Origin of the sequence: Segatella baroniae B14 (genome assembly GCF_022024235.1) — a bacterium.
Lineage (GTDB): Bacteria > Bacteroidota > Bacteroidia > Bacteroidales > Bacteroidaceae > Prevotella > Prevotella bryantii.
On the sequence record NZ_CP091800.1, the window covers coordinates 486,793 to 506,142 of the forward strand.

13 protein-coding genes are annotated in these 19,350 nt (G+C 38.4%); 6 read left to right on the top strand and 7 right to left on the bottom strand.

What is annotated here, in order from left to right; translation table 11 throughout:
* Positions 1–181: 181 nt before the first annotated feature.
* The 4 genes from L6469_RS12145 to L6469_RS12160 form a co-directional block, all read right to left on the bottom strand.
* Positions 182–580: an FKBP-type peptidyl-prolyl cis-trans isomerase gene (locus L6469_RS12145; protein ID WP_006281153.1), complete on the bottom strand. Its 399-nt coding sequence runs from the start codon at positions 578–580 to the stop codon at positions 182–184.
* Between the two features lie 97 nt (positions 581–677).
* Complete coding sequence (locus tag L6469_RS12150) at positions 678–2,642, bottom strand: calcineurin-like phosphoesterase C-terminal domain-containing protein (RefSeq protein ID WP_143067143.1); 1,965 nt, start codon at positions 2,640–2,642, stop codon at positions 678–680.
* Between the two features lie 117 nt (positions 2,643–2,759).
* Positions 2,760–3,074, bottom strand: coding sequence for a hypothetical protein (locus L6469_RS12155; protein ID WP_050787885.1), 315 nt, complete (start codon positions 3,072–3,074; stop codon positions 2,760–2,762).
* 24 nt (positions 3,075–3,098) lie between these two features.
* The gene (locus L6469_RS12160; RefSeq protein WP_074614235.1) at positions 3,099–3,755 is read right to left on the bottom strand and encodes a phosphatase PAP2 family protein; all 657 of its coding nucleotides are present in this window, start codon (positions 3,753–3,755) and stop codon (positions 3,099–3,101) included.
* A 595-nt stretch (positions 3,756–4,350) separates the two neighbouring features.
* Between L6469_RS12160 and L6469_RS12165 the strand changes: the two genes are divergently transcribed.
* From L6469_RS12165 to L6469_RS12175, 3 genes are all read left to right on the top strand, one after another.
* The gene (locus L6469_RS12165; RefSeq protein ID WP_006281156.1) at positions 4,351–5,358 is read left to right on the top strand and encodes a helix-turn-helix transcriptional regulator; all 1,008 of its coding nucleotides are present in this window, start codon (positions 4,351–4,353) and stop codon (positions 5,356–5,358) included.
* A gap of 163 nt (positions 5,359–5,521) precedes the next feature.
* Positions 5,522–5,812 (top strand): hypothetical protein, encoded by a 291-nt coding sequence (locus L6469_RS12170; RefSeq protein WP_027454002.1) that lies wholly within the window; start codon positions 5,522–5,524, stop codon positions 5,810–5,812.
* A gap of 883 nt (positions 5,813–6,695) precedes the next feature.
* A complete protein-coding gene (locus L6469_RS12175; RefSeq protein ID WP_006281157.1) occupies positions 6,696–7,694 on the top strand; it encodes a 2-hydroxyacid dehydrogenase in 999 nt (332 codons plus the stop codon).
* A 30-nt stretch (positions 7,695–7,724) separates the two neighbouring features.
* Here L6469_RS12175 and L6469_RS12180 read toward each other — a convergent pair whose 3' ends face one another.
* Genes L6469_RS12180 through L6469_RS12190 form a run of 3 tightly spaced genes read right to left on the bottom strand, consistent with a single transcriptional unit; the run spans position 7,725 to position 13,154 of the window.
* Positions 7,725–9,596, bottom strand: a complete 1,872-nt coding sequence (locus tag L6469_RS12180) for a glycoside hydrolase family 97 protein (RefSeq protein ID WP_006281158.1) — start codon at positions 9,594–9,596, stop codon at positions 7,725–7,727.
* The gene (locus L6469_RS12185; RefSeq protein ID WP_006281159.1) at positions 9,593–11,041 is read right to left on the bottom strand and encodes a family 43 glycosylhydrolase; all 1,449 of its coding nucleotides are present in this window, start codon (positions 11,039–11,041) and stop codon (positions 9,593–9,595) included. Before L6469_RS12185 ends, L6469_RS12180 begins: the two co-directional genes overlap by 4 nt.
* A gap of 19 nt (positions 11,042–11,060) precedes the next feature.
* The gene (locus L6469_RS12190) at positions 11,061–13,154 is read right to left on the bottom strand and encodes a family 43 glycosylhydrolase (RefSeq protein WP_006281160.1); all 2,094 of its coding nucleotides are present in this window, start codon (positions 13,152–13,154) and stop codon (positions 11,061–11,063) included.
* Between the two features lie 224 nt (positions 13,155–13,378).
* On the opposite strand from L6469_RS12190, the gene L6469_RS14755 reads away from it, so the two are divergent.
* The 3 genes from L6469_RS14755 (at position 13,379) to L6469_RS12205 (ending at position 19,207) form a co-directional block, all read left to right on the top strand.
* A complete protein-coding gene (locus L6469_RS14755; protein ID WP_223918727.1) occupies positions 13,379–15,595 on the top strand; it encodes a TIM-barrel domain-containing protein in 2,217 nt (738 codons plus the stop codon).
* A 55-nt stretch (positions 15,596–15,650) separates the two neighbouring features.
* Positions 15,651–16,604 (top strand): alpha/beta hydrolase, encoded by a 954-nt coding sequence (locus L6469_RS12200; RefSeq protein ID WP_039869312.1) that lies wholly within the window; start codon positions 15,651–15,653, stop codon positions 16,602–16,604.
* A 512-nt stretch (positions 16,605–17,116) separates the two neighbouring features.
* A complete protein-coding gene (locus L6469_RS12205) occupies positions 17,117–19,207 on the top strand; it encodes a protein-disulfide reductase DsbD family protein (protein ID WP_039869314.1) in 2,091 nt (696 codons plus the stop codon).
* Positions 19,208–19,350 lie beyond the last annotated feature (143 nt).

The following is a 19,350-nucleotide window of genomic DNA, read 5'->3' on the forward strand; positions in this document are numbered from 1 at the left end:
GGAATAATTTGATTTGGCTTGTAATTTTTTGTTTTAATTGAGCTATTTGCCCTTTTATATGTACAATAATACAACCCATGAAAAACCGAATTCGCACACTCTTCAGTTTACGATATCAACTTTCAAGTGTGCGAATGTTTAAAGTTTTATTTTTTTAGGTGACGCAGTTTACAGGGTAACCTTATCCGATGCCGAGTAATTCTACTTCAAAAATAAGGGTACTACCTCCAGGAATACCTGGTTGAGAATATTTTCCATATCCTTTTTCTGCTGGGATATACAGTTCCCACTGGTCTCCTACATGCATTTCCTGCATCGCGATAATCCATCCGTCGATTAGTTCATTCAGTCTGATGGCGAAAGGAGCACCACCGCGACTGCTATCAAACTTTTTACCGTTGATAGTCCAGCCTGTATAATGAGCTGTTACGATACTTCGTTTACTAGGTTTTGGTCCATTTGCATCACCGCTCTTTAATACCTTATAATATATACCTTGAGGTAGTGCCATGACCCCCTCTTCTTTAGCTTTTTCTTCAAGCCATTTTTTGTTGGCTGCGGCGTATTCTCTTTTAACCATAGTCTTTATTGTTTTATTAATATATTCTCTTTACGATTGTCGTGTAGTGAGCGATATCATATAGCTTGAATCATATCAGACTATTTGTTTTATCGTTTCATTTTACTCTAGAAGAGTCTTTGCTAGATTTTCTTACTCTTGTCGTGTCCTTGTTTGCATTTCTTATTTTAGAAGAATCTTTACTACCATTGTTTTTCATCAGGCTATCCTTACTATTAGACGTTTTATTGTCAGTAGCTTTTTCGTTGGCCTTTTTCTCATAAAGAGCAGTTTCTATTTTAGTTTTCAGAATATCTGATGCATTATAATAGTGTGCATAGTTCTTATAAGGCTCCGTGATAACTTGCTTGCTGCTACAGGTATAGATGTTACCATAGCGATCGTAGGCTTTCACGATAATCTCTGTATTCTTATTTTTGGGCACATAATAATACAGATGGTTCATAATCAAGAACCCATTATTCTTACTGACAAACCAGTAACTTACGCTTTGTGCATATTTGTGATGATAACCAGCGGCAAAAGCATCTTGTCCCAATCCGCTGAGTCGTATCATCGGATATTCTTGTCCATCTTCAATGGCCACAATACGCCATTTAGAATCTGCATTAAAAACATTAGCGATGAGTACGCTACTATCTTGTGGCATAGTCCAATCATTCTGATATTTCTCACCATTAAAGTCGGTGTCACTCCTGAATAGTGTCATCTGAATATTGGCATCCATGAATGTACTCTTATAATAACAATTTAAGATGTCGGTACTTGAGAAATTATATACATAGTAACCGTTAGGCTCTCCCAGAATGTTCACATTCGACTGCCATATATTACCACAAGCAGCAGCATGACAATGTTCCAATATATTAAGACCATGATAGTTGATCTCGTGATTTACAGCAAAGTGTGTATGTCCGCAGAATAATTCGTATCCTCCTCTGAAAGGTGCGAGTAGATGAAGAATCTCTATGAGTTTTGATGAATAATAATGACCCTTTTCTGTTGGGATATTCAGCGGTGTACGTTTGTTCTTCGGACGATTACCGAATGTAAACGGTATGTGATAATTCAAGATTACCTTTTTGTTCTTAGGAACCAACTTGAGGTCTTGTCTCAGCCAATTCATCTGTGACAGAGATAGTTCGCCCGGCTGATAATAACTGCCTTTTACAAAGTGTACATTATTAAAACAGACATAATGAACGTCACCACGGTCGAACGAGTAGTCAGTTGGTCCCCAACTTTCTTCCCATTTGTTTTTATATAGCTCTTTTCCATCTTGGTCATGATTTCCAATCACAGAGAACACTTTCATGCGCGAACTGCCGAGCGCTTCTCTGATCTGACGTTCCAATTTGCTATTATACCCGCCATAATACTGCACATCATCTCCCATACTGATGCCGTATACAGGTGTACCTTCAGGCAATTTGCTAATCGTATTTTTGATATCCACCATGGTTTCTTCGGTGAAGCGCTGTACATCGCTCTTTTGTATCGGATTATCACTAGCGTCGGTATAATAGGGGCTATAAGCATTGGTTACCTGTGGATCACCGATAACAATCATGCGATAATTCGTTTCCTTACCTCCGGGAAGGCGTTTTAATACAAAGTTGTATACCCGTTTTTGGGTACTTGTACGCTGATAGAAATAAGCCGTGTTATCAGTTGCGGAATGAGTCGGGACCTCACAGTCTGCAGGTACAGTATAGTAGATAAATTTTGCGTTTTTATGCCGTTTAAATGCATATTCTCCTTTTTGATTAGTCTTAACGCAAGAGTAACCATCGCTGACTACCACTCCAGGCATTGCCATGCCTGCAGTATCTTTTACACTACCTTTTATATAATAGGTAGAGTCTACATGAGGTTTTACGGAGTCGTGTCTTAGAGTATCTTTTGCAATGTGTTGCTGAAGTGGTGTAGGAATAGAGTCAGTTATGAGGCGTGTTCCATCCAGATGCTTACTACCCAGATATTTCATACCTAGGCTAGTAAGTGCTATAGCAAGGATGATACCGATAAATGTATATATTGCTTTTTTCTTATTTTCCATCATATTGCAAAGTTACTGCTTTTCTTGTAATCTTGTATCAAGTTTCAGCTTTTGTTCTTCAAATAAATGAAAGAAGCACAAGTTTTACGTCGTATAATTTATGATATATATTGTCGCTTATTATATATATATAATGTGGAGTTCTTGGTTGACGATAAAATCAGCCTCACCTCGTTCATCAGGAATGTATATCATGCGTAATCCTTGATAATCTTTTGGAACTCGCAAGTCTGTGCCATCGTATTGCAGATAATTCCATTTAGGTTCACCAAAATCATAGGAATGGCCAGTTAGTATCAGTCGCATACCTACAGGATCGATTTCCCAATATCCACCACCGATACATTGATCACCTGGTTGGAGTAAGTCTTTGTGTTGGTCGACAAAACCGATTCGAAAGTTCCCGTTGCTACAAATAATAAATTTTGGTGCCATATGATATCTATTTAAGTATATCGGTTATATATTAGTATGCATTAATGCCCACCATAGTAAACCAGCCCATGTCAAATAGAGGGTATAGTTGATGGCCTTTGGACAAATATCAGTAGTATAAAGTCCTAATTTATTTTTCAGAAGTTTGTAGCCATAATATGCGAGGATGAAACCGATAACAGCTCCACAGAGAATATCTCCAGGATAGTGTACACCAAGATATATGCGTGAATAACACATCAAAACCGCAAACAGTATGACAGAAATACGAGTTCGTTTATCCCTAAATGTACAACAAAGGAAAGTAACGATAGCTACCATATTAGCGGCATGACTTGATACAAATCCATATTGTCCTCCTTTATAGTCATTGACATAATGGAGAAAGTGCTCTATCTCAGGACAATGAGAGGGGCGTAATCGAGCCACCCATGGTTTGATGAGTCCAGATGAAATCTGATCGCAAGCGGTAATAAGCAGTGCTATAAAGACGATCATTAAAACTTTATCTTTCGTTTTTCCTGGGTGATAATAGATCATGCTCATGACTAAAACTATCATTAAGAGAATCCAAGCTGGCATTCTACTATATTGATACCAGAACAAGTCCATGCAGGGTGAGCCATCAAAGTTGAGAAAAAGCATGAGGCTTTTGTCCACACGATCTAAATAGGATAACATTGCAGAATGTATAATAGCAATAAGTGTATAATACATGAAGCTATAAATTGGTTTTTAAAAATGATACTGCAAAGTTACTATAAATAAATGAATAATGTGAATGATCTAAAAGATAATACAGGCTTCGAATAGATTAATTAGGGTAAAATGCAAAAAATCCCCGCCTTCTTGCAAAGTCAGGGATTTTTCATAAGCGTATTTTTCTAGGTATTATTGTAAAGTAAAAAATATTCCCTCTCTTGTCTCGCGACAAGATAGGAAATTTACATAAAGAAAAATTTTTATTTTTTACTAGTTGAAGTATATATCTTTATAATTCTTGTTTGTCGTTTATCACGCGTCTCATTAGTCTCTACGTTCTTATTCTATATAAAGAACGTATTCCTATCAATTGTGGTGCAAAAGTAGTATTTTTTTTGTTATTTCCAAAAAAAATATTATCGAATTTATCTTAATTACAAAAAAATATGTAATTTTGCACCTTGAAAGGGGTCAAATAAAGAGTTTTTTATAAAAATCTATCCATAGAAGGACTCAAATCAATCAAGAAAATAACCTCTTTGGAAGGATATATATATTGTGTTGTGTTAAACTTATGAAAGAATTTAAACTCAAGGAATTTATTACCGAATTTATAGATTCTCGTACCAATAATATGGAGGAACGACATCGGCTTATCGTTTTTATGATGACAATGTTTGTCGTGTTTATTGGTTTCCCATGTCATATTTTCGGACTTGTTGGTACCCCAAGTACCATCATGCGTTTGTTAAGTGCTATTTCTATATTTTCTTCAGCTACCTTAGTAATACTATATGTAAAGAGAAAGATAGAATTAGTTCCTGTTTTTACGATTTTTGGAATTATTGGACAAGGAGTTCAGACTTTGAAGATTTTATTGCTCACTTTTTATGTGGGTGGTGATAGGTTCTATCTCATACCGTTAAATCATACTATTTCTATGATTTATACCATGCTGTTTGTCATGGCCTATAGCAAAATTATGCCAACTATTATTACAGGTGTAAGTTTGACTACCTATATAATAAGTATGACATACCTCAATGATGAAAAGTTATTTGCTTTTTTTGTTGTATTTTTCTTTGTTCAGTTTTTTATTTGTTTTGCTGGTTCTTTTACGCGACAGAGTTTTTATTCATTGCAGCAGCAAAATCAAAATTATCACATCAGCGAAAAAAGGTTAAATAGTTTGCTACGTCTGAAAAGAGATCACATAGAAGCTTATTTGAATCTTTGCCAGAATGACCATGCTTCAGATAAAGACATAGATCGTCTGTTTGCTATTCTTGATGATCGTTCTCAGCGTAATATTGTTAATGCAGTGAAAAAGAAAATGGCAGAAATGAAAGCTGAGAAATCTTCTTTGGTAGAGACTTTTACAGATTTTACTCCAACGGAAATAGAGGTATCTCGACTTATACTTTTAGATAAAAAGTTGAAAGAAATTTGTATTACGATGGGGAAGTCTGAGACGAATATCAACTCTGTGCGTTCACATATTCGAAAGAAACTGGGACTCAGTGCTAATGAAGTTTTAAAAGATGCTTTGGAAAGTAGAATAAAAACAAAAAATGTATTCTAAATTAATAAAATGCGCCAAATTGGTGCATTTTATTGGGTTTATACCTTCTATTTCACGTAACTTATCTCTTTTTTTACTTCTTTTGAAACAACTTATTGAAAAAAAGATTATATTTGAGCCATTAAAAACCTTAAAGTATTAAATCTATTCCAAACTGTTTACTATGAATACAACCGTTATCATTTTTTTAGTTGTGGTCGTGTTCGTTGCACTGGCCTATTTTAATTACTGGCATAGTCATCATTTCAAAATAAAAGAGGAATCGATTAAGCCTACTGTGGAGAAAATTTTTGCCGAACAAGGAAAAACGATACTTCGGAAAAAAGATTTTATCCGGTTGGTTGCCCGTTCTTATAGCTGTGGCAGTAAGGAAGCCTTGTATATTTTAGGTTTGGCTCGTAGTATGTCTGTGGTAGAGGAAGATGGTAATAAGGTAAAACTTGTTGCTGCTTAAAAACTATTCAATCGACTAAGACCAAATCAAAAGTAGCAATATTTCAAATTTAAGGATTTTGAATAAAAAAAGGCGTTCAGCAATTTGCTGTAACGCCTTTTGATTAATATCTCTTGTTAGAGATGTTTCATAGTGGAAATAAAGCTTCATAAGAGTTTAAAACTTTTATTGATTTAAAGCGAACTGTATCTGGAAATCACTTCTAAATAACAGTTAAAACGAATAAATAAAATATATATAAAAACTTCAACTAAATTTCGTTTGATGATGCAAAGGTAAAATATAATTTTTTTAAATCCAAATCTTTTTTAGGCTTTTTTTGATTTATACTTAAAAATGGCTGATTTGACTATTATTTAGTTCGATTTTGACTAATTTATTATTTATTTCTATGTTTTTAATGGTGCTTCATGGTAAATTGTTAATTTGTCTTGTCTCCATCAAGGTAAATCAAGGGGGTGTTTTTATTAGGTATTATTAGTATTTTCGATAGAGAAGGTTTTGTGTTCTTTTGCTTTAAATGAGTTTGGGGCATCTTATAGTCTAAGTGTCAATTCTTAATTATTCTCATTATTTTGATGACGATTTAATTTGTTTTTGCTACTATTATTATCATTTTACTATTTTTTCTTCATTTTTTTGGAAAAATATTTGGTTAATTCGAATCTTCTTGGTAATTTTGCAGTATTATAGTAAAGAAATTCCTATTTGACCTATTTTAGTAGGTTAAAATTAAACAGAACTAATTTTTTTCTCGTACATAATGTTGAAACCGAGTTCTTTGACTGTGAAGTCCGAGAGCTCTTTTTTTGTATTAAAAGTTTGGAAGTTGATTAATTATTTTCTATCTTTGAATAATCAACTAACTATTATTATATTGTACATGAAGAAAATTGCATTTTTCGACGCTCATAGTTATGATATGGTTTCATTTAATACATGGAACGAGTCTTTTGGTTTTGATATCCATTATTATAAAGAGCGATTGACGCTTGATACAGTAGAACTTGCCAAAGGCAAAGATGCTGTTTGTGTGTTTGTCAACGATGAGTTGACCTCTGATGTTATCGATAAACTCGTAGAAAATGGTGTTAAGCTTATTGCTTTGCGTTGTGCAGGTTTTAATAATGTAGATTTAAAGGCTGCAAGAGATAAAATACGTGTTGTCCGTGTTCCAGCTTATTCACCACATGCTGTGGCTGAATATGCGGTAACCCTTATGCTAGCCCTTAATCGTAAGATCTATCGTTCTACTCAACGTACACGAGAGGGTAATTTCAGATTATCAGGACTTTTGGGTTTTGATATGTTTGGTAAAACAGCTGGAATTATTGGTATGGGGCGCATTGCCAAAGAGTTGATTAAAATCTTACGTGGTTTCGGCATGAATGTTTTGGCTTATGATAAATATCCTGATGTAAAGTTTGCAGAGGAAAATGGGGTAAAGATGGTTGCATTGCCTGAATTGTATGAAAATAGTGACATTATTTCTCTGCATTGTCCTTTAACATTAGAAACGAAGCACATGATAGATCGTGATGCTATTGAAATGATGAAACCTGGTGTTATGATTATCAATACCGGTAGAGGTAAGTTAATTCGTACAGAAGATTTAGTAGAAGGCTTGCGTAGTCGGAAAGTAGGTAGTGCAGGACTTGATGTTTATGAGGAGGAAGCCAAATTCTTCTATGAAGATCATTCCGACCGTATGATTAACGATGATTCATTGGCTTTGCTACTTATGATGCCCAATGTAATCATTACCTCTCATCAAGCTTTTTTTACAGAAGAGGCTCTTAAGAATATCGCCAATACAACACTTCAAAACATAAAAGACTGTTTTGAAGGTAAAGAATTGGTTAATGAAGTCAAACAGGAATAGTTTTTTAGTAGGGATAATTGTATTTTACAATTATCCCTGCTGAATTACCATCACGAATCCACCATTGGGCCATTCATGGAAAGTGCTTGGTATCTTCTTATATTTACTGATTTTCCACTCTTTGCTGTTATCTTCGAATACGGTTACTTCTTGGATAGATGAGAGCTTTATCTTTTGATTGAGACAACATTTTACGATACAGTTTTGGTCGGTTCCATTTATACCTGCGACAAACCAAGTTTTGCCTTTTCTTCGTGCGATGATAACATTTTTCCCAATATCACCCTTTATCAATTTCGTTTCATCCCAGGTTGAAGGAAGTTGGGATAAGAAACTTTGTACTTCTTGTGGTTGAGTCAGGTAACTTTCTGGTTTATCTGCCAAATGCTGTAAACCACTCTCAAAGAGTACTGTGAGTGCCAACTCATGTGCATTAGTAGTAATGTGAGGATGCTGTGAATTGCTGAAGGCACACGGAGTGTAATCCATAGATCCAATGATATTTCGGGTAAATGGTAGGGTTGCGTTGTGGCAGGCAGCTTCGTGAGTAAAGGTAGGTACGTTATTATACCATTCCGCTCCATATACCGCCTCTGTGCTCATCAAGTTAGGGTAGGTGCGTTGCCACCCGCGCGGAATCGTTGCTCCATGAAAGTTAACCAGGAGATGATGTCTGGCCGCACATTCAAGCAAGTCGATGCAGTATTCCATATTCATTTGGTTGTCACCCGAAAAGAAATCGATTTTGACACCTGCAATACCCAGCTTTTCGCACCATGCAAATTCCTTTTCTCTATCTTCAGGTTTGTTGAGTCGAAATAGTGGAGTAGGAGCACCATTAGTCCAACCGACACTAGAATTGTACCAAATCATCGGTTTAACGCCTTTTTCGTGGGCATAGCGTATAGCATCTTCTATGGTTTTTCCATTTTTCATCTGATCCCATTCTGCATCGATGAGTACATAGGGTAGTTGTAGTGCTTTTGCCATGTCTACGTACTTTTGGATAATGGCATAATCATTACTGCCATGGTTATATGCCCAGTATATCCATGATACGACACCTGGATTAATCCAACTCGTATCCTTTATTTTAGAAGGTTCAGATAAATCAGTAATTAAGGTAGATTCAACGAGTTTTTCTTTTTTACCTATCATCAGCACTCGCCATGGAGTATGCCAGTTCCCATGTATTTTTACATCGTTTTCAGCAGGAGTAACTTTAAACTGTTCTCCCTCGTTGTAAAGGCAAGAAGCACTCTGGTTACGTTCGATATTTGCCTCAGATATAAGAACATAGCAATCTTTTTGTGGTTCGAGCAAAGCTGGATAGCCCCATCGTTTTACATTACCATCAGTAGTGAGTTCGATACCCTGAAACAAACGTTTCGGTTTCATTTTATGCGAAGTCATTTCTGGGTATAGACTTTCATAAGCGTCAGTCCACTCCATCATCCAGCGTTTCATTCCTTCAGGTATACGATAACTGGTATATTCTTTTGGTACTTTCTCATTTTGCAAGCCATTGATGACATATCTGAATGCAAGACCATCGTTAAAGAGTCGTAGTTGCAGATTGCCCAACTGATATTCCGTACCCTGATTGGTGCAATGACTCTTTTTGCCGGTAAGCATCTTATAATCCTCTACAATTGGTTTTGTTGCAACAAATGACGGGGTAAATTCAGCTTTATCCATACCTATTTGGATATCCATCATGTGTCGTTTGCAGTAGCTTACTTTCAGAGAATGACCTTCTACCGAGACCTTGATTTTACCATCTGGTGATATCGCCTGATTCGTGATTTGAGAAACCTGCGTGACATGATTTGTATGGTTTGTCTTTGCATTTATACCGAACGAAAGAACGGACATTAAAGCGATACCTAAATATTTAATCATTGTTGTCTTAAATTCCATTTTGAGTTATCTGATTTAAAATTATATTCTGCCAAAGTTGGTGTACTATCGCCTGCAGAATACAAGCAATATTTTTTATTTTCGCCTTCGATTCCAGGTATGGCTTTCGGCATAATTCTGAAAGTGCCATCAGTGAGCTGCTCTATACGCCACAACTGTTCATCAGCTCCAGTATAAACTGTGCTAGCGATGAGTTCGCCATGAGCAGTAGCTGTGAGCATACGAGATGTTCCAGCAATTCCTATCGTATAATATGGTCCACCGAGATAGCCACCTTTTCCCTCTGCCGGTTTAATTTCCCAGCGTTGATTAGGTCTGAACATATAATCATTACAGCGAATCCCGATTTCTCCTTTAGGCCATGTCTTTTCCACCTCTTCGAGACGCTGGCTGTCTATCGGTTTGGCTTCAGTCGTATCCTTCTGCCCCCAGAAATGTATCTCCTGAGGTATTCTGACGAAATCAGTAGCAAGCTCTAGTGCATATCCACGGCGTTCAGATTCTATTTCGTAGATGCCAGCCTTAAAGCGATTGCCAGCTTTAGGCCATCCATTTTTCCAGAGTAATGGTCTGATACCCAGTACACTTCTTCCACCCTGATCGAAGTCTGCCTCGTAGTGGAGTGAAATAATCTCAACCCCTTCATCGATGCATACTCGTCCGAAATGTCCTGTACCCACTACTCTGTCGCCGCCAGCAACAACCATTTTTCCTCCACCGGCTAGCATATCTCTGCCGACGTTATCCACAAAGGGGCCATTTGGACTTTTAGAGCGACCACATATTATATTATAAGTAGAATTGACCCCATCGCAACAGGTACCGTGCGTACCCAGAAGATAATACCAGCCATCATGCTCTATCATATCTGTAGCCTCACAGTCGATAGCGATATCTTTTTCAATATTACCCTCAACGCGTCTACCCGTTTTAGGGTCTAATTCTATTTGTCGGATATTGCCCCAATAGGTACCATAAGTTACCCATAGTTTTCCGGTCTTGGGATCAATAAACAGGCTTGGGTCTATGGCATCACAGTCTTCGAGGCCATCAGAATTAGCTACCTCTACGGGTGCTGTGTATTTGAAATCAGGTGATAGAGGATCGAGCGTCTTATTCCACATGGTCAGAATACGCCCATTATGTCCACCCATCAGTCCGCCACCCGTGGCACCATATATAACTAAGTATCGGTCTCCGATTTTCATCACATCGGGAGCGGCACCTCTTCCGGGTCTGACAGCTCCATCGTGCCATGTCCAGCCATCTTCAGAGATGAGTCCACCTTCACCCGTGCCAAAGGTGTAGTATTTTCCATCACAGGCCACGATTGTCGAGGGGTCGTGAATATAGGGTTCACCGATTTGAGCAGACACTTGTTGTGTAAGTGCCAACATATATATATAGGATATTTTACGCCAGTTCATGATGTTATATTTTAGGTTATTATTTGGTTTTGATAGTAATATTGGTAACCGGTTTGCCCGATTCGTGCACAAATCGCATACACATATCGCTCATTCCGGGACCATTGATGACAGCCACACGAACGATATTCTTACCTTTATGTAATGTAAGGCGTTGAGACATGCCATCATCCTTTACCATGCGTCGGTCACTTTCCAGGGTAAGTACTGGAGCATTGTTAACCCACCATTGTGAAGCTCCGTTAGAACCGGCAGCCAATCGCACATTTGGGATATCCTCTTGACATTCCACAATGGTAGTTGCCCAGAAGAGAACACCATACATAGACTTATTCAGACCAGAGGCAAATCGGAATAGTTTGGTATTAAATTGTTTGCTGTCTAGCGCATGCCATTTCAGTTTTTGATTAGTCTCTTTCCAATGGACAGTTTGTCCATCTTTAGGCATATTCTTAAAGAGCGTTTGATAGTCCTTGCGGGCAAACTCTTGTTGCATGAAAGCATACGAGAAGATTAAATTACTGCGATTCGGTTTATTGATTGGTTCAAGTAATAACCATCGGTGAATAAATCCTTCCTCATCGGGTGTCGAAAATGGATCTCGAAGTAGAGTCTGTGATGACGAACTCTTACCATCTATTTTCATAAAATAGTCCTCCAGCTTAGGTGCTTGCGGTACTTCTTCATCAAGAGCTAGGAATCGGAGCCAGTCGATTTGAACATTACCCGTATTGCAGACGATTTCGATATTACCGATGCATTTATTAGGTGCAGTAGTATTTGAGAGATTTTCTATTCCTTTGATGAAATGATCAGTTTTCAGATATTCTTCTGTCCATCGTGGTGCATCGACATCAAAAGTGGCAATCTTCTTACCGTTGACGAGAATAGAAGCATTTCCTTTACCCATAACACGTATCACCATATTTTGCTTGGCGAGGGCAAAGTTTACATGCTCATAACTTACCGAAGCCCCCTTTTTCAGATCTACCATCCATCCCATTTGTGGCATACGCTCAAAGATATAATCTATTTTTGCATTTCCTTTCAGAGAACTATACCGGTCTATCTGTATGGGTTGAGTAGCATTACTGATACCCACACCTCTGAACGTCGGTTTTACCTCTTGTATGGTCCCGTCAGCATTAAAAGTTAGTTTATCGATACATACCGAGCGGTTTTTGTCGAAATGAGGGGATAAGTCGTTGTGGTGGTAAAACAAATACCATTGTCCCTGATAATTAACGATGCTATGATGATTAGTCCAGCATCCGTTAGCGTGTTCGCTCATGATGATACCTTTAAAATCCCATGGACCTAGAGGGTTATCGCTCATCGCATAAGCAAGTGTTTCGGTGCCTTTTTCCTTTCTTACCCATGGAAAGGTGAGGTAATATTTACCTTTATGCTTAAAGGCAAATGGACCTTCTTTGAAACCTTCTGGTAAACCTTTCATCTCAAACGGAGCCATTATTTGTTCCATGTCTTGTGGAGAAGGAGTATTTCCGGAAGGCATGTTGGCTTCAGGATGATATCCGACAATTTCTGTCATGTTATCTTGTAATTGGGCGCCACGTATACCCATTCCGGCCCAGTAAATATATGCTTTGCCATCGTCATCGAGAAGTACACAGGGATCTATGCCCATAACGCCAGCTATAGGTTGAGGCAGACAGGTAAACGGACCTTCTGGATGGTTTGCTGTCGCCACACCGATTGCAAAGCCTTTGCCTTCTTGGGGTGCATCGGGAAAATAAAAATAATATTTGCCATTCTTATATACACAGTCGGGTGCCCACATCGAATAGCCATCTTTCTTACCCCAAGGCACATCTTGCTGTGATAAGATTACCCCATGATCTGTCCAGTCTGTAAGATTATCAGTAGAATATACATGATAGTCTGCCATACAAAACCAGTCTTGTCGTTGACCTTGTGGGGCTACAATATCATGCGAAGGATAAAGATACACCTTATTATTAAATACACGAGCTGTCGGGTCAGCAGTAAACTGTTCACTGATGATCGGATTTTGTGCTCGGCTAAGTTGGGGCAATAAGCAGAGTGCGGATACGATAATGCCTGCTTTGTGCCAGTTATTACGGTTTTTCATTATTATAGGTTTGTACGTTCGAATTAAAGATATAAGTTTTTATACTTGCAAATATACCATTTCTTTTCATAAATACCATGGAGTAAGGACGAGAATATCATTCAGGTTATGAAATTTTTAGCATGTGAAATAATACACAAAATATATGGTATATTTCGCAAAGTTTTTCTTTGAAATCTCGGTATCTTTGCAAGAAAAATATTGAATAACCTATATTTTGTAAAATGCAACGTTTTAATTTAACTATTTTATCACTATTCATGGTACTCACGTCTATGGGGCAGGAACGTTTGCCGGGATGGCAGCAAGAACTGACCCAAGTAGACCGTAATGCGATTCGTGTACGTTATTATCCGAAGGTTAACTCTTCAGATAGTAAAAAATTACCCACTTTACCCGATTGGCTTTATGAAGGAAGAGCCGATAAAACCTATCAAGCTCAGGGAAATTCGCGTAAAAATCGTGACAAAGGAAAAGAGAAGATAAAGGTATCTTTCGATCAGGCTAAAAATGAGATACAATTTATGAACCCAAAAGGAGAAGTCGTTTTCCGTGATATCAATCGCCGCTTGGAAAATGGAAGAGCTTCGCTCACCTTTGCTACAGATTCTGATGAGTATCTTTTTGGACTGGGACAATTTCAGGATGGATATAGTAATGTACGAGGGTTGTCGAGACGACTTACTCAGGTGAATACTCAGATATCTATTCCGATGTTGATCTCAAGTAAGGGCTATGGTATCCTCTGGAATAATTATGGTATGACAGAATATAATCCATGTTCATACCATATTAATTTAGTAAAGCGCGGGGGCAAAGGTATACAGGATGTTGTAGAGGTAACTTCTACAGAAGGAGGAAAAAAGGAAGTGCGTGAAAGACATATCTTTGAAGCCGATCTGACCATAACAAAGGCTGGTGATTATTCTCTACTGCTTGATGTAGGACAGAAAATGGCTCGCAGACATCATCTGTTAATCGATGGAAAAACTGTAATTGATATGCAAAATATCTGGCTACCCCCAACCGCTTCGAGTATCGTGCATCTCGAAGCGGGTGTGCACCATTTACAGGCAGAGTTGACGAAAGACGATCGCCCTGTGCTTTATTATGATATGGTGAAGAATAGCACCACCTTTTCTTCACCTGTGGCCGATGCTGTAGATTATACCGTATTTGTTGGCACTCCGGATGAAATTATCGCTTCTTATCGCAGACTTACAGGTGAATGCCCTGTTATGCCATCATGGGCTTTGGGATATATACATTGTCGTGAACGCTTCCACTCGTCAGACGAAATAATACAGACGGCTAATCGATTTCTACAGGAACAAATGCCACTTCGTATGATTGTGCAAGACTGGCAGTATTGGGGCAGATATGGTTGGAATTCGATGAAGTTTGATGAACAATATTACCCTAATCCGAAAGCGTTAACCGATAGTTTGCATCGTTTGGGTGTAAAACTGATGGTATCTGTCTGGTCTAAAATCGACCGAAATTCTGAAGTCGGCAAGCAAATGGCAGCTGACAACTATTATATCAAAAATACAGACTGGATAGATTTCTTTAACCCTAAAGCTGCAGAAGCCTATTGGAAAAATTTTAATGAGCGCTTGGTTCCGCTGGGAATAGATGCTTGGTGGCAGGATGCTACCGAACCCGAAAATGATGATTTGGCGGGTCGTATGGTCAACCAAGAACAATGGTCGGGTGAGCAAGTGCGCAATGTCTATCCGCTTCTTGTCAACAAGACGGTATACGAAGGATTAATGAAGGCAGGAAAAACACCGATGATACTTACTCGATGCGGTTTCCCTGGTATTCAGCGATATGGAAGTGCCCTCTGGAGTGGCGATGTCGGTAACGATTGGGAGACTTTTCGCCGACAGATAACTGCAGGGTTGGGATTGCAAGCTGCAGGTATACCTTGGTGGACTTATGATGCCGGTGGATTCTTCAGACCAGGAAATCAGTATACTGATCCAAACTATATCGAACGTATGTTGCGATGGATTCAGACGAGTGTTTATCTTCCTCTTATGCGTGTTCATGGGTATATGAGTAATACAGAACCATGGAATTATGGTGAAAAGGCTCAACAGATCATAGCTGCTTGTATACATGAGCGTGAACAACTTCGCCCATACATCGAGCACTGTGCTAAGCGTATATCTTCTGAAGGGTATACGATTATGCGTCCACTTGTTTTCGATTTTGCCAATGATCAAGAGGCTCTTCGACAAAAATATGAATATATGTTTGGTGATAAATATCTTGTAAGTCCGATAACAGAACCTAAGGTTACGACTTGGACCACTTATCTGCCGAAAAATAAAAAGGGATGGCGCGACCATCGTACAGGTAAGTGGTATGCTGGAGGACAATATGTTACAACTCGAGTAGACTTAACCGCAATACCTATATTTGAACGTCAATAAAGATGAAAAAGTAAAAAAAGCTGGCATTTGCCGGCTTTTTTGTATCTTTGCAGACATGAAAAAGATATTTCTGTCGATATTGACTATATTCCTACTGTTGGTTGTCCTTATGATAGCTGGCAGTTTCTATATGTTGAGTTACTCCCTTACTCCTGAGAACAATAAGGGACGTAACATCACCAAGATGTATGCTCGACTTTACCAAGATCATCCTGATATGAAACCCTGGGTTGATTCGTTGCAGCAAGCACATGCTTTTCATGATACCATAATCGTGGCCCAGGATGGTGATCGCCATGCAGCTACGTGGATTCCTTCATCGTCGGGTTCTCATCGTGTAGCATTTCTTATCCATGGCTATACAGATAGTTATGTGCGCATGTTACCTATCGCTCGCATCTATTATCAGATGGGATATAATGTCTTCTTGCCTGATCTTCATGGTAATGGTCGCAGTGAAGGAGAAGCGCAGCAGATGGGGTGGAAAGACCGACTTGATGTAGAAGAGTGGATACCTATTGCCAATACTCTCTTTGCGGATAGTACGGGAACAACCCAAATGGTTCTTCATGGTGTTTCTATGGGAGCGGCTACAACGATGTGCATCAGTGGAGATCAAACACCTTCGTATGTAAAATGTTTTGTAGAAGACTGTGGGTATACCAGTGTGTGGGATGAATTTAGTGAACAATTGCATGAGCAGTTCTCTCTTCCTGATTTTCCTCTGTTATATACAACTTCGATACTTTGTGATATACGTTATGGATGGAATTTTACAGAGGCTTCGCCTATAGAACAAGTTAAGAAGAGTACTAAACCAATGCTTTTTATTCATGGTAGTAATGATTCTTTTGTGCCTACTCGCATGGTTTACCCTTTATATAAGGCCAAGTCTGGTATAAAAGAATTGTGGGTCGCACCAGGTTCTAAGCATGCTCGGAGTCAGTCTGATCATCCTGAAGAGTATGCAAGAAAAGTTGAGGGCTTTGTCTCTCGATTTGTCCATTGATTATACGTAGTCTGTAATCATGCAAGAAAGGCACTACCTTTATTGGTAAGTGCCTTTCCAATCCGCTAAAAAATGCAATTCTTAATGATCTAGAATACACAAATTTTTGATTTTCATGTCCCCTGTCCTAAAATCACTTCCAAGGCAGATTACCTTCTAATGCCATTAACTCTCAAATATGTATAGTGCTAATATATGTTTTTTAGCAATAATAAGCAACCAAAAATCGGTCAAGACTGATTTCTGTGCTATAATTGAAAAAAATATATCCTTTTTTGACAATTTTCTGTCTTCTTGTTGAAGGCTAATAGTGATGTTACTTCTTCGTATTGATACGCTTATCGCCTCATGTAGTATCACCAGATTTTATCGGTTTATATTGAGTAAAAATATTTCGTATATTCTTTTGTGTTTTTCATAATTTTTGCCTAAATTTGCATTTGGTAATTAGAAGAGAAAAAGTATCAGATTTATAATTTGATATCGTATTTAATGAGAAGTTTAAAATTAAAATGAAGAAAAAAATTTGGATGTTGCTTGTTGCACTGGTGTTAGTGCTTTCTGTTCAAGCTCAGATGCTGAATCCTGTTAAATTTACTACTCAGTTGAAAATAGGTAATTCGGCTCAAGCTGAAATTATCTTTACGGGTAAGATTAATCCTGGATGGCATGTATATTCTACTAATTTAGGTAATGATGGCCCTATCTCGGCCACTTTTAATGTGAATAAGTTGGATGGTGTTCAACTTGTTGGCAAGCTTATGGCAAGAGGCCACGAAATTAGTAATTATGATAAGTTGTTTGGTATGACACTTCGCTATTTTGAGGGGAGTGTTACTTTTGTGCAAAAAGTTAAGTTTACCAAACCGAATTATTCCATAGATGCTTATTTGGAGTATGGAGCATGCAATGATCAAAACTGCTTGCCTCCAACTTCTGTGGATATCAACAAAAGTGGTAAGAGTCCTGCTGTAGATGGTGATGCCAAGGCTCAAGAAGCTCAGGCTTTATCAGCAGAGATACCTGCTGCAGGTGGACAAATGGATGTAGCAGACCAAGCAGCTTTATCCAAAATGAAGGCCGACTCGTTAGCACAAGTTAAGGCTGATAGTGCTGCAGAAGCAGCTGTCGCTAAAATGTCAAAAGCAGAAAAGGATATTCTGTGGCAACCCGTAATAAAGCAGTTGCAAGCTTTTGGTGGTACAAGTGATATAGCTAATCACTCCTTAATATATATATTCTTCATGGGATTTTTAGGTGGTCTTCTTGCATTGGTGATGCCATGTATTTGGCCTATTATCCCAATGACAGTAAGTTTCTTCTTGAAGCGTGCAAAGGACAATCGTCAGAAGGGTATACGGGATGCGATTACATATGGTGTTTCTATTGTTGTTATTTATTTGGCATTGGGTATTTTAGTAACCGCAATCTTCGGCCCAAGTACACTTAATTCTTTAGCAACAAATGCCATCTTCAATATATTCTTGTTTGCTTTGCTGGTTATTTTTGCATTGAGCTTCTTCGGATGGTTTGAAATAAAACTTCCTGATAGTTGGGCGAATAGGGTAGACAGTAAGGCCACTGCAGCCACAGGTGTGCTGTCTATCTTCTTGATGGCTTTCACTCTTGTATTAGTCAGTTTCTCATGTACAGCACCTATCGTAGGTTTACTGCTTGTAGAGACCGTTACTTCTGGTAATTGGTTAGGTCCAGCCTTGGGTATGTTTGGTTTTGCCTTGGCGCTTGCTGTACCATTTACCCTCTTTGCTCTATTCCCATCACTGATGAAAAAGAGTCCAAAGAGTGGTGCCTGGATGGAACAGATTAAGATCGTGTTAGGATTTATTGAATTAGCTTTTGCCTTGAAGTTCTTTAGTGTAGCCGATTTAGCTTACGGTTGGCATTTGCTTGATCGTGAAGTGTTCTTGAGTCTTTGGATAGCGATATTCCTTTTCATGGGATTGTATCTTATCGGTGTGCTCAAGTTTAGAGTGGACGAAATCGGCGGTGAATTAAATCGTCCAATGCCAGTGCCAAGTATCATGTTGGGTTTATGCGCATTTGCCTTCTCGATCTATTTGGTACCAGGACTTTGGGGGGCTCCATGTAAGGCGGTAAGTGCTTTCGCACCTCCGATGAATACGCAAGATTTTAATCTGAATACCAAGACTGTTGAGGCTCATTATACCAATTATGAAGAGGGTATGGCTGCCGCTAAGGCACAAGGCAAGCCTGTGCTGATAGACTTTACGGGTTTTGGTTGTGTTAACTGTCGTAAGATGGAGGCAGCTGTATGGACAGATCCTCAAGTTGCAGAAAAGTTAGAGAAGGATTATGTCTTGATCAGTCTCTTTGTTGACGATAAGACTCCATTAGCAGAGCCGATTAAGGTGAATGAAAACGGTGTAGAGCGTACTCTTCGTACCATTGGTGATAAGTGGAGTTATTTGCAGAGCCACAAGTTTGGTGCTAATGCTCAACCATTCTATGTCGCTGTCGATAATGCTGGTAATCCATTGAACTCAGCTTATGGCTACAAAGAAGATGTACCAGCTTATCTCGATTTTCTTGATAAGGGCTTAGCTACTTATCAGAAGAAATAAGTTTTTCTATATATTCGTATAACCACTATATTTATATATATTCCACAAAGTCACTTGTGCTGTTGAAGTACGGGTGGCTTTTTTAATGTTTTATTTTTGTCATCGCTTATTTGAAAAAATATTGTGTACGTACACATTTTTCT

What these genes read in the sequence shown, in the direction of transcription:
- L6469_RS12145 (WP_006281153.1), bottom strand. Translation starts at nt 580, where the DNA reads ATGGTTAAAAGAGAATACGCCGCAGCCAACAAAAAATGGCTTGAAGAA.
- L6469_RS12150 (WP_143067143.1), bottom strand. Translation starts at nt 2,642, where the DNA reads ATGATGGAAAATAAGAAAAAAGCAATATATACATTTATCGGTATCATC.
- L6469_RS12155 (WP_050787885.1), bottom strand. Translation starts at nt 3,074, where the DNA reads ATGGCACCAAAATTTATTATTTGTAGCAACGGGAACTTTCGAATCGGT.
- L6469_RS12160 (WP_074614235.1), bottom strand. Translation starts at nt 3,755, where the DNA reads ATGTTATCCTATTTAGATCGTGTGGACAAAAGCCTCATGCTTTTTCTC.
- L6469_RS12165 (WP_006281156.1), top strand. Translation starts at nt 4,351, where the DNA reads ATGAAAGAATTTAAACTCAAGGAATTTATTACCGAATTTATAGATTCT.
- L6469_RS12170 (WP_027454002.1), top strand. Translation starts at nt 5,522, where the DNA reads ATGAATACAACCGTTATCATTTTTTTAGTTGTGGTCGTGTTCGTTGCA.
- L6469_RS12175 (WP_006281157.1), top strand. Translation starts at nt 6,696, where the DNA reads ATGAAGAAAATTGCATTTTTCGACGCTCATAGTTATGATATGGTTTCA.
- L6469_RS12180 (WP_006281158.1), bottom strand. Translation starts at nt 9,596, where the DNA reads ATGATTAAATATTTAGGTATCGCTTTAATGTCCGTTCTTTCGTTCGGT.
- L6469_RS12185 (WP_006281159.1), bottom strand. Translation starts at nt 11,041, where the DNA reads ATGAACTGGCGTAAAATATCCTATATATATATGTTGGCACTTACACAA.
- L6469_RS12190 (WP_006281160.1), bottom strand. Translation starts at nt 13,154, where the DNA reads ATGAAAAACCGTAATAACTGGCACAAAGCAGGCATTATCGTATCCGCA.
- L6469_RS14755 (WP_223918727.1), top strand. Translation starts at nt 13,379, where the DNA reads ATGCAACGTTTTAATTTAACTATTTTATCACTATTCATGGTACTCACG.
- L6469_RS12200 (WP_039869312.1), top strand. Translation starts at nt 15,651, where the DNA reads ATGAAAAAGATATTTCTGTCGATATTGACTATATTCCTACTGTTGGTT.
- L6469_RS12205 (WP_039869314.1), top strand. Translation starts at nt 17,117, where the DNA reads ATGAAGAAAAAAATTTGGATGTTGCTTGTTGCACTGGTGTTAGTGCTT.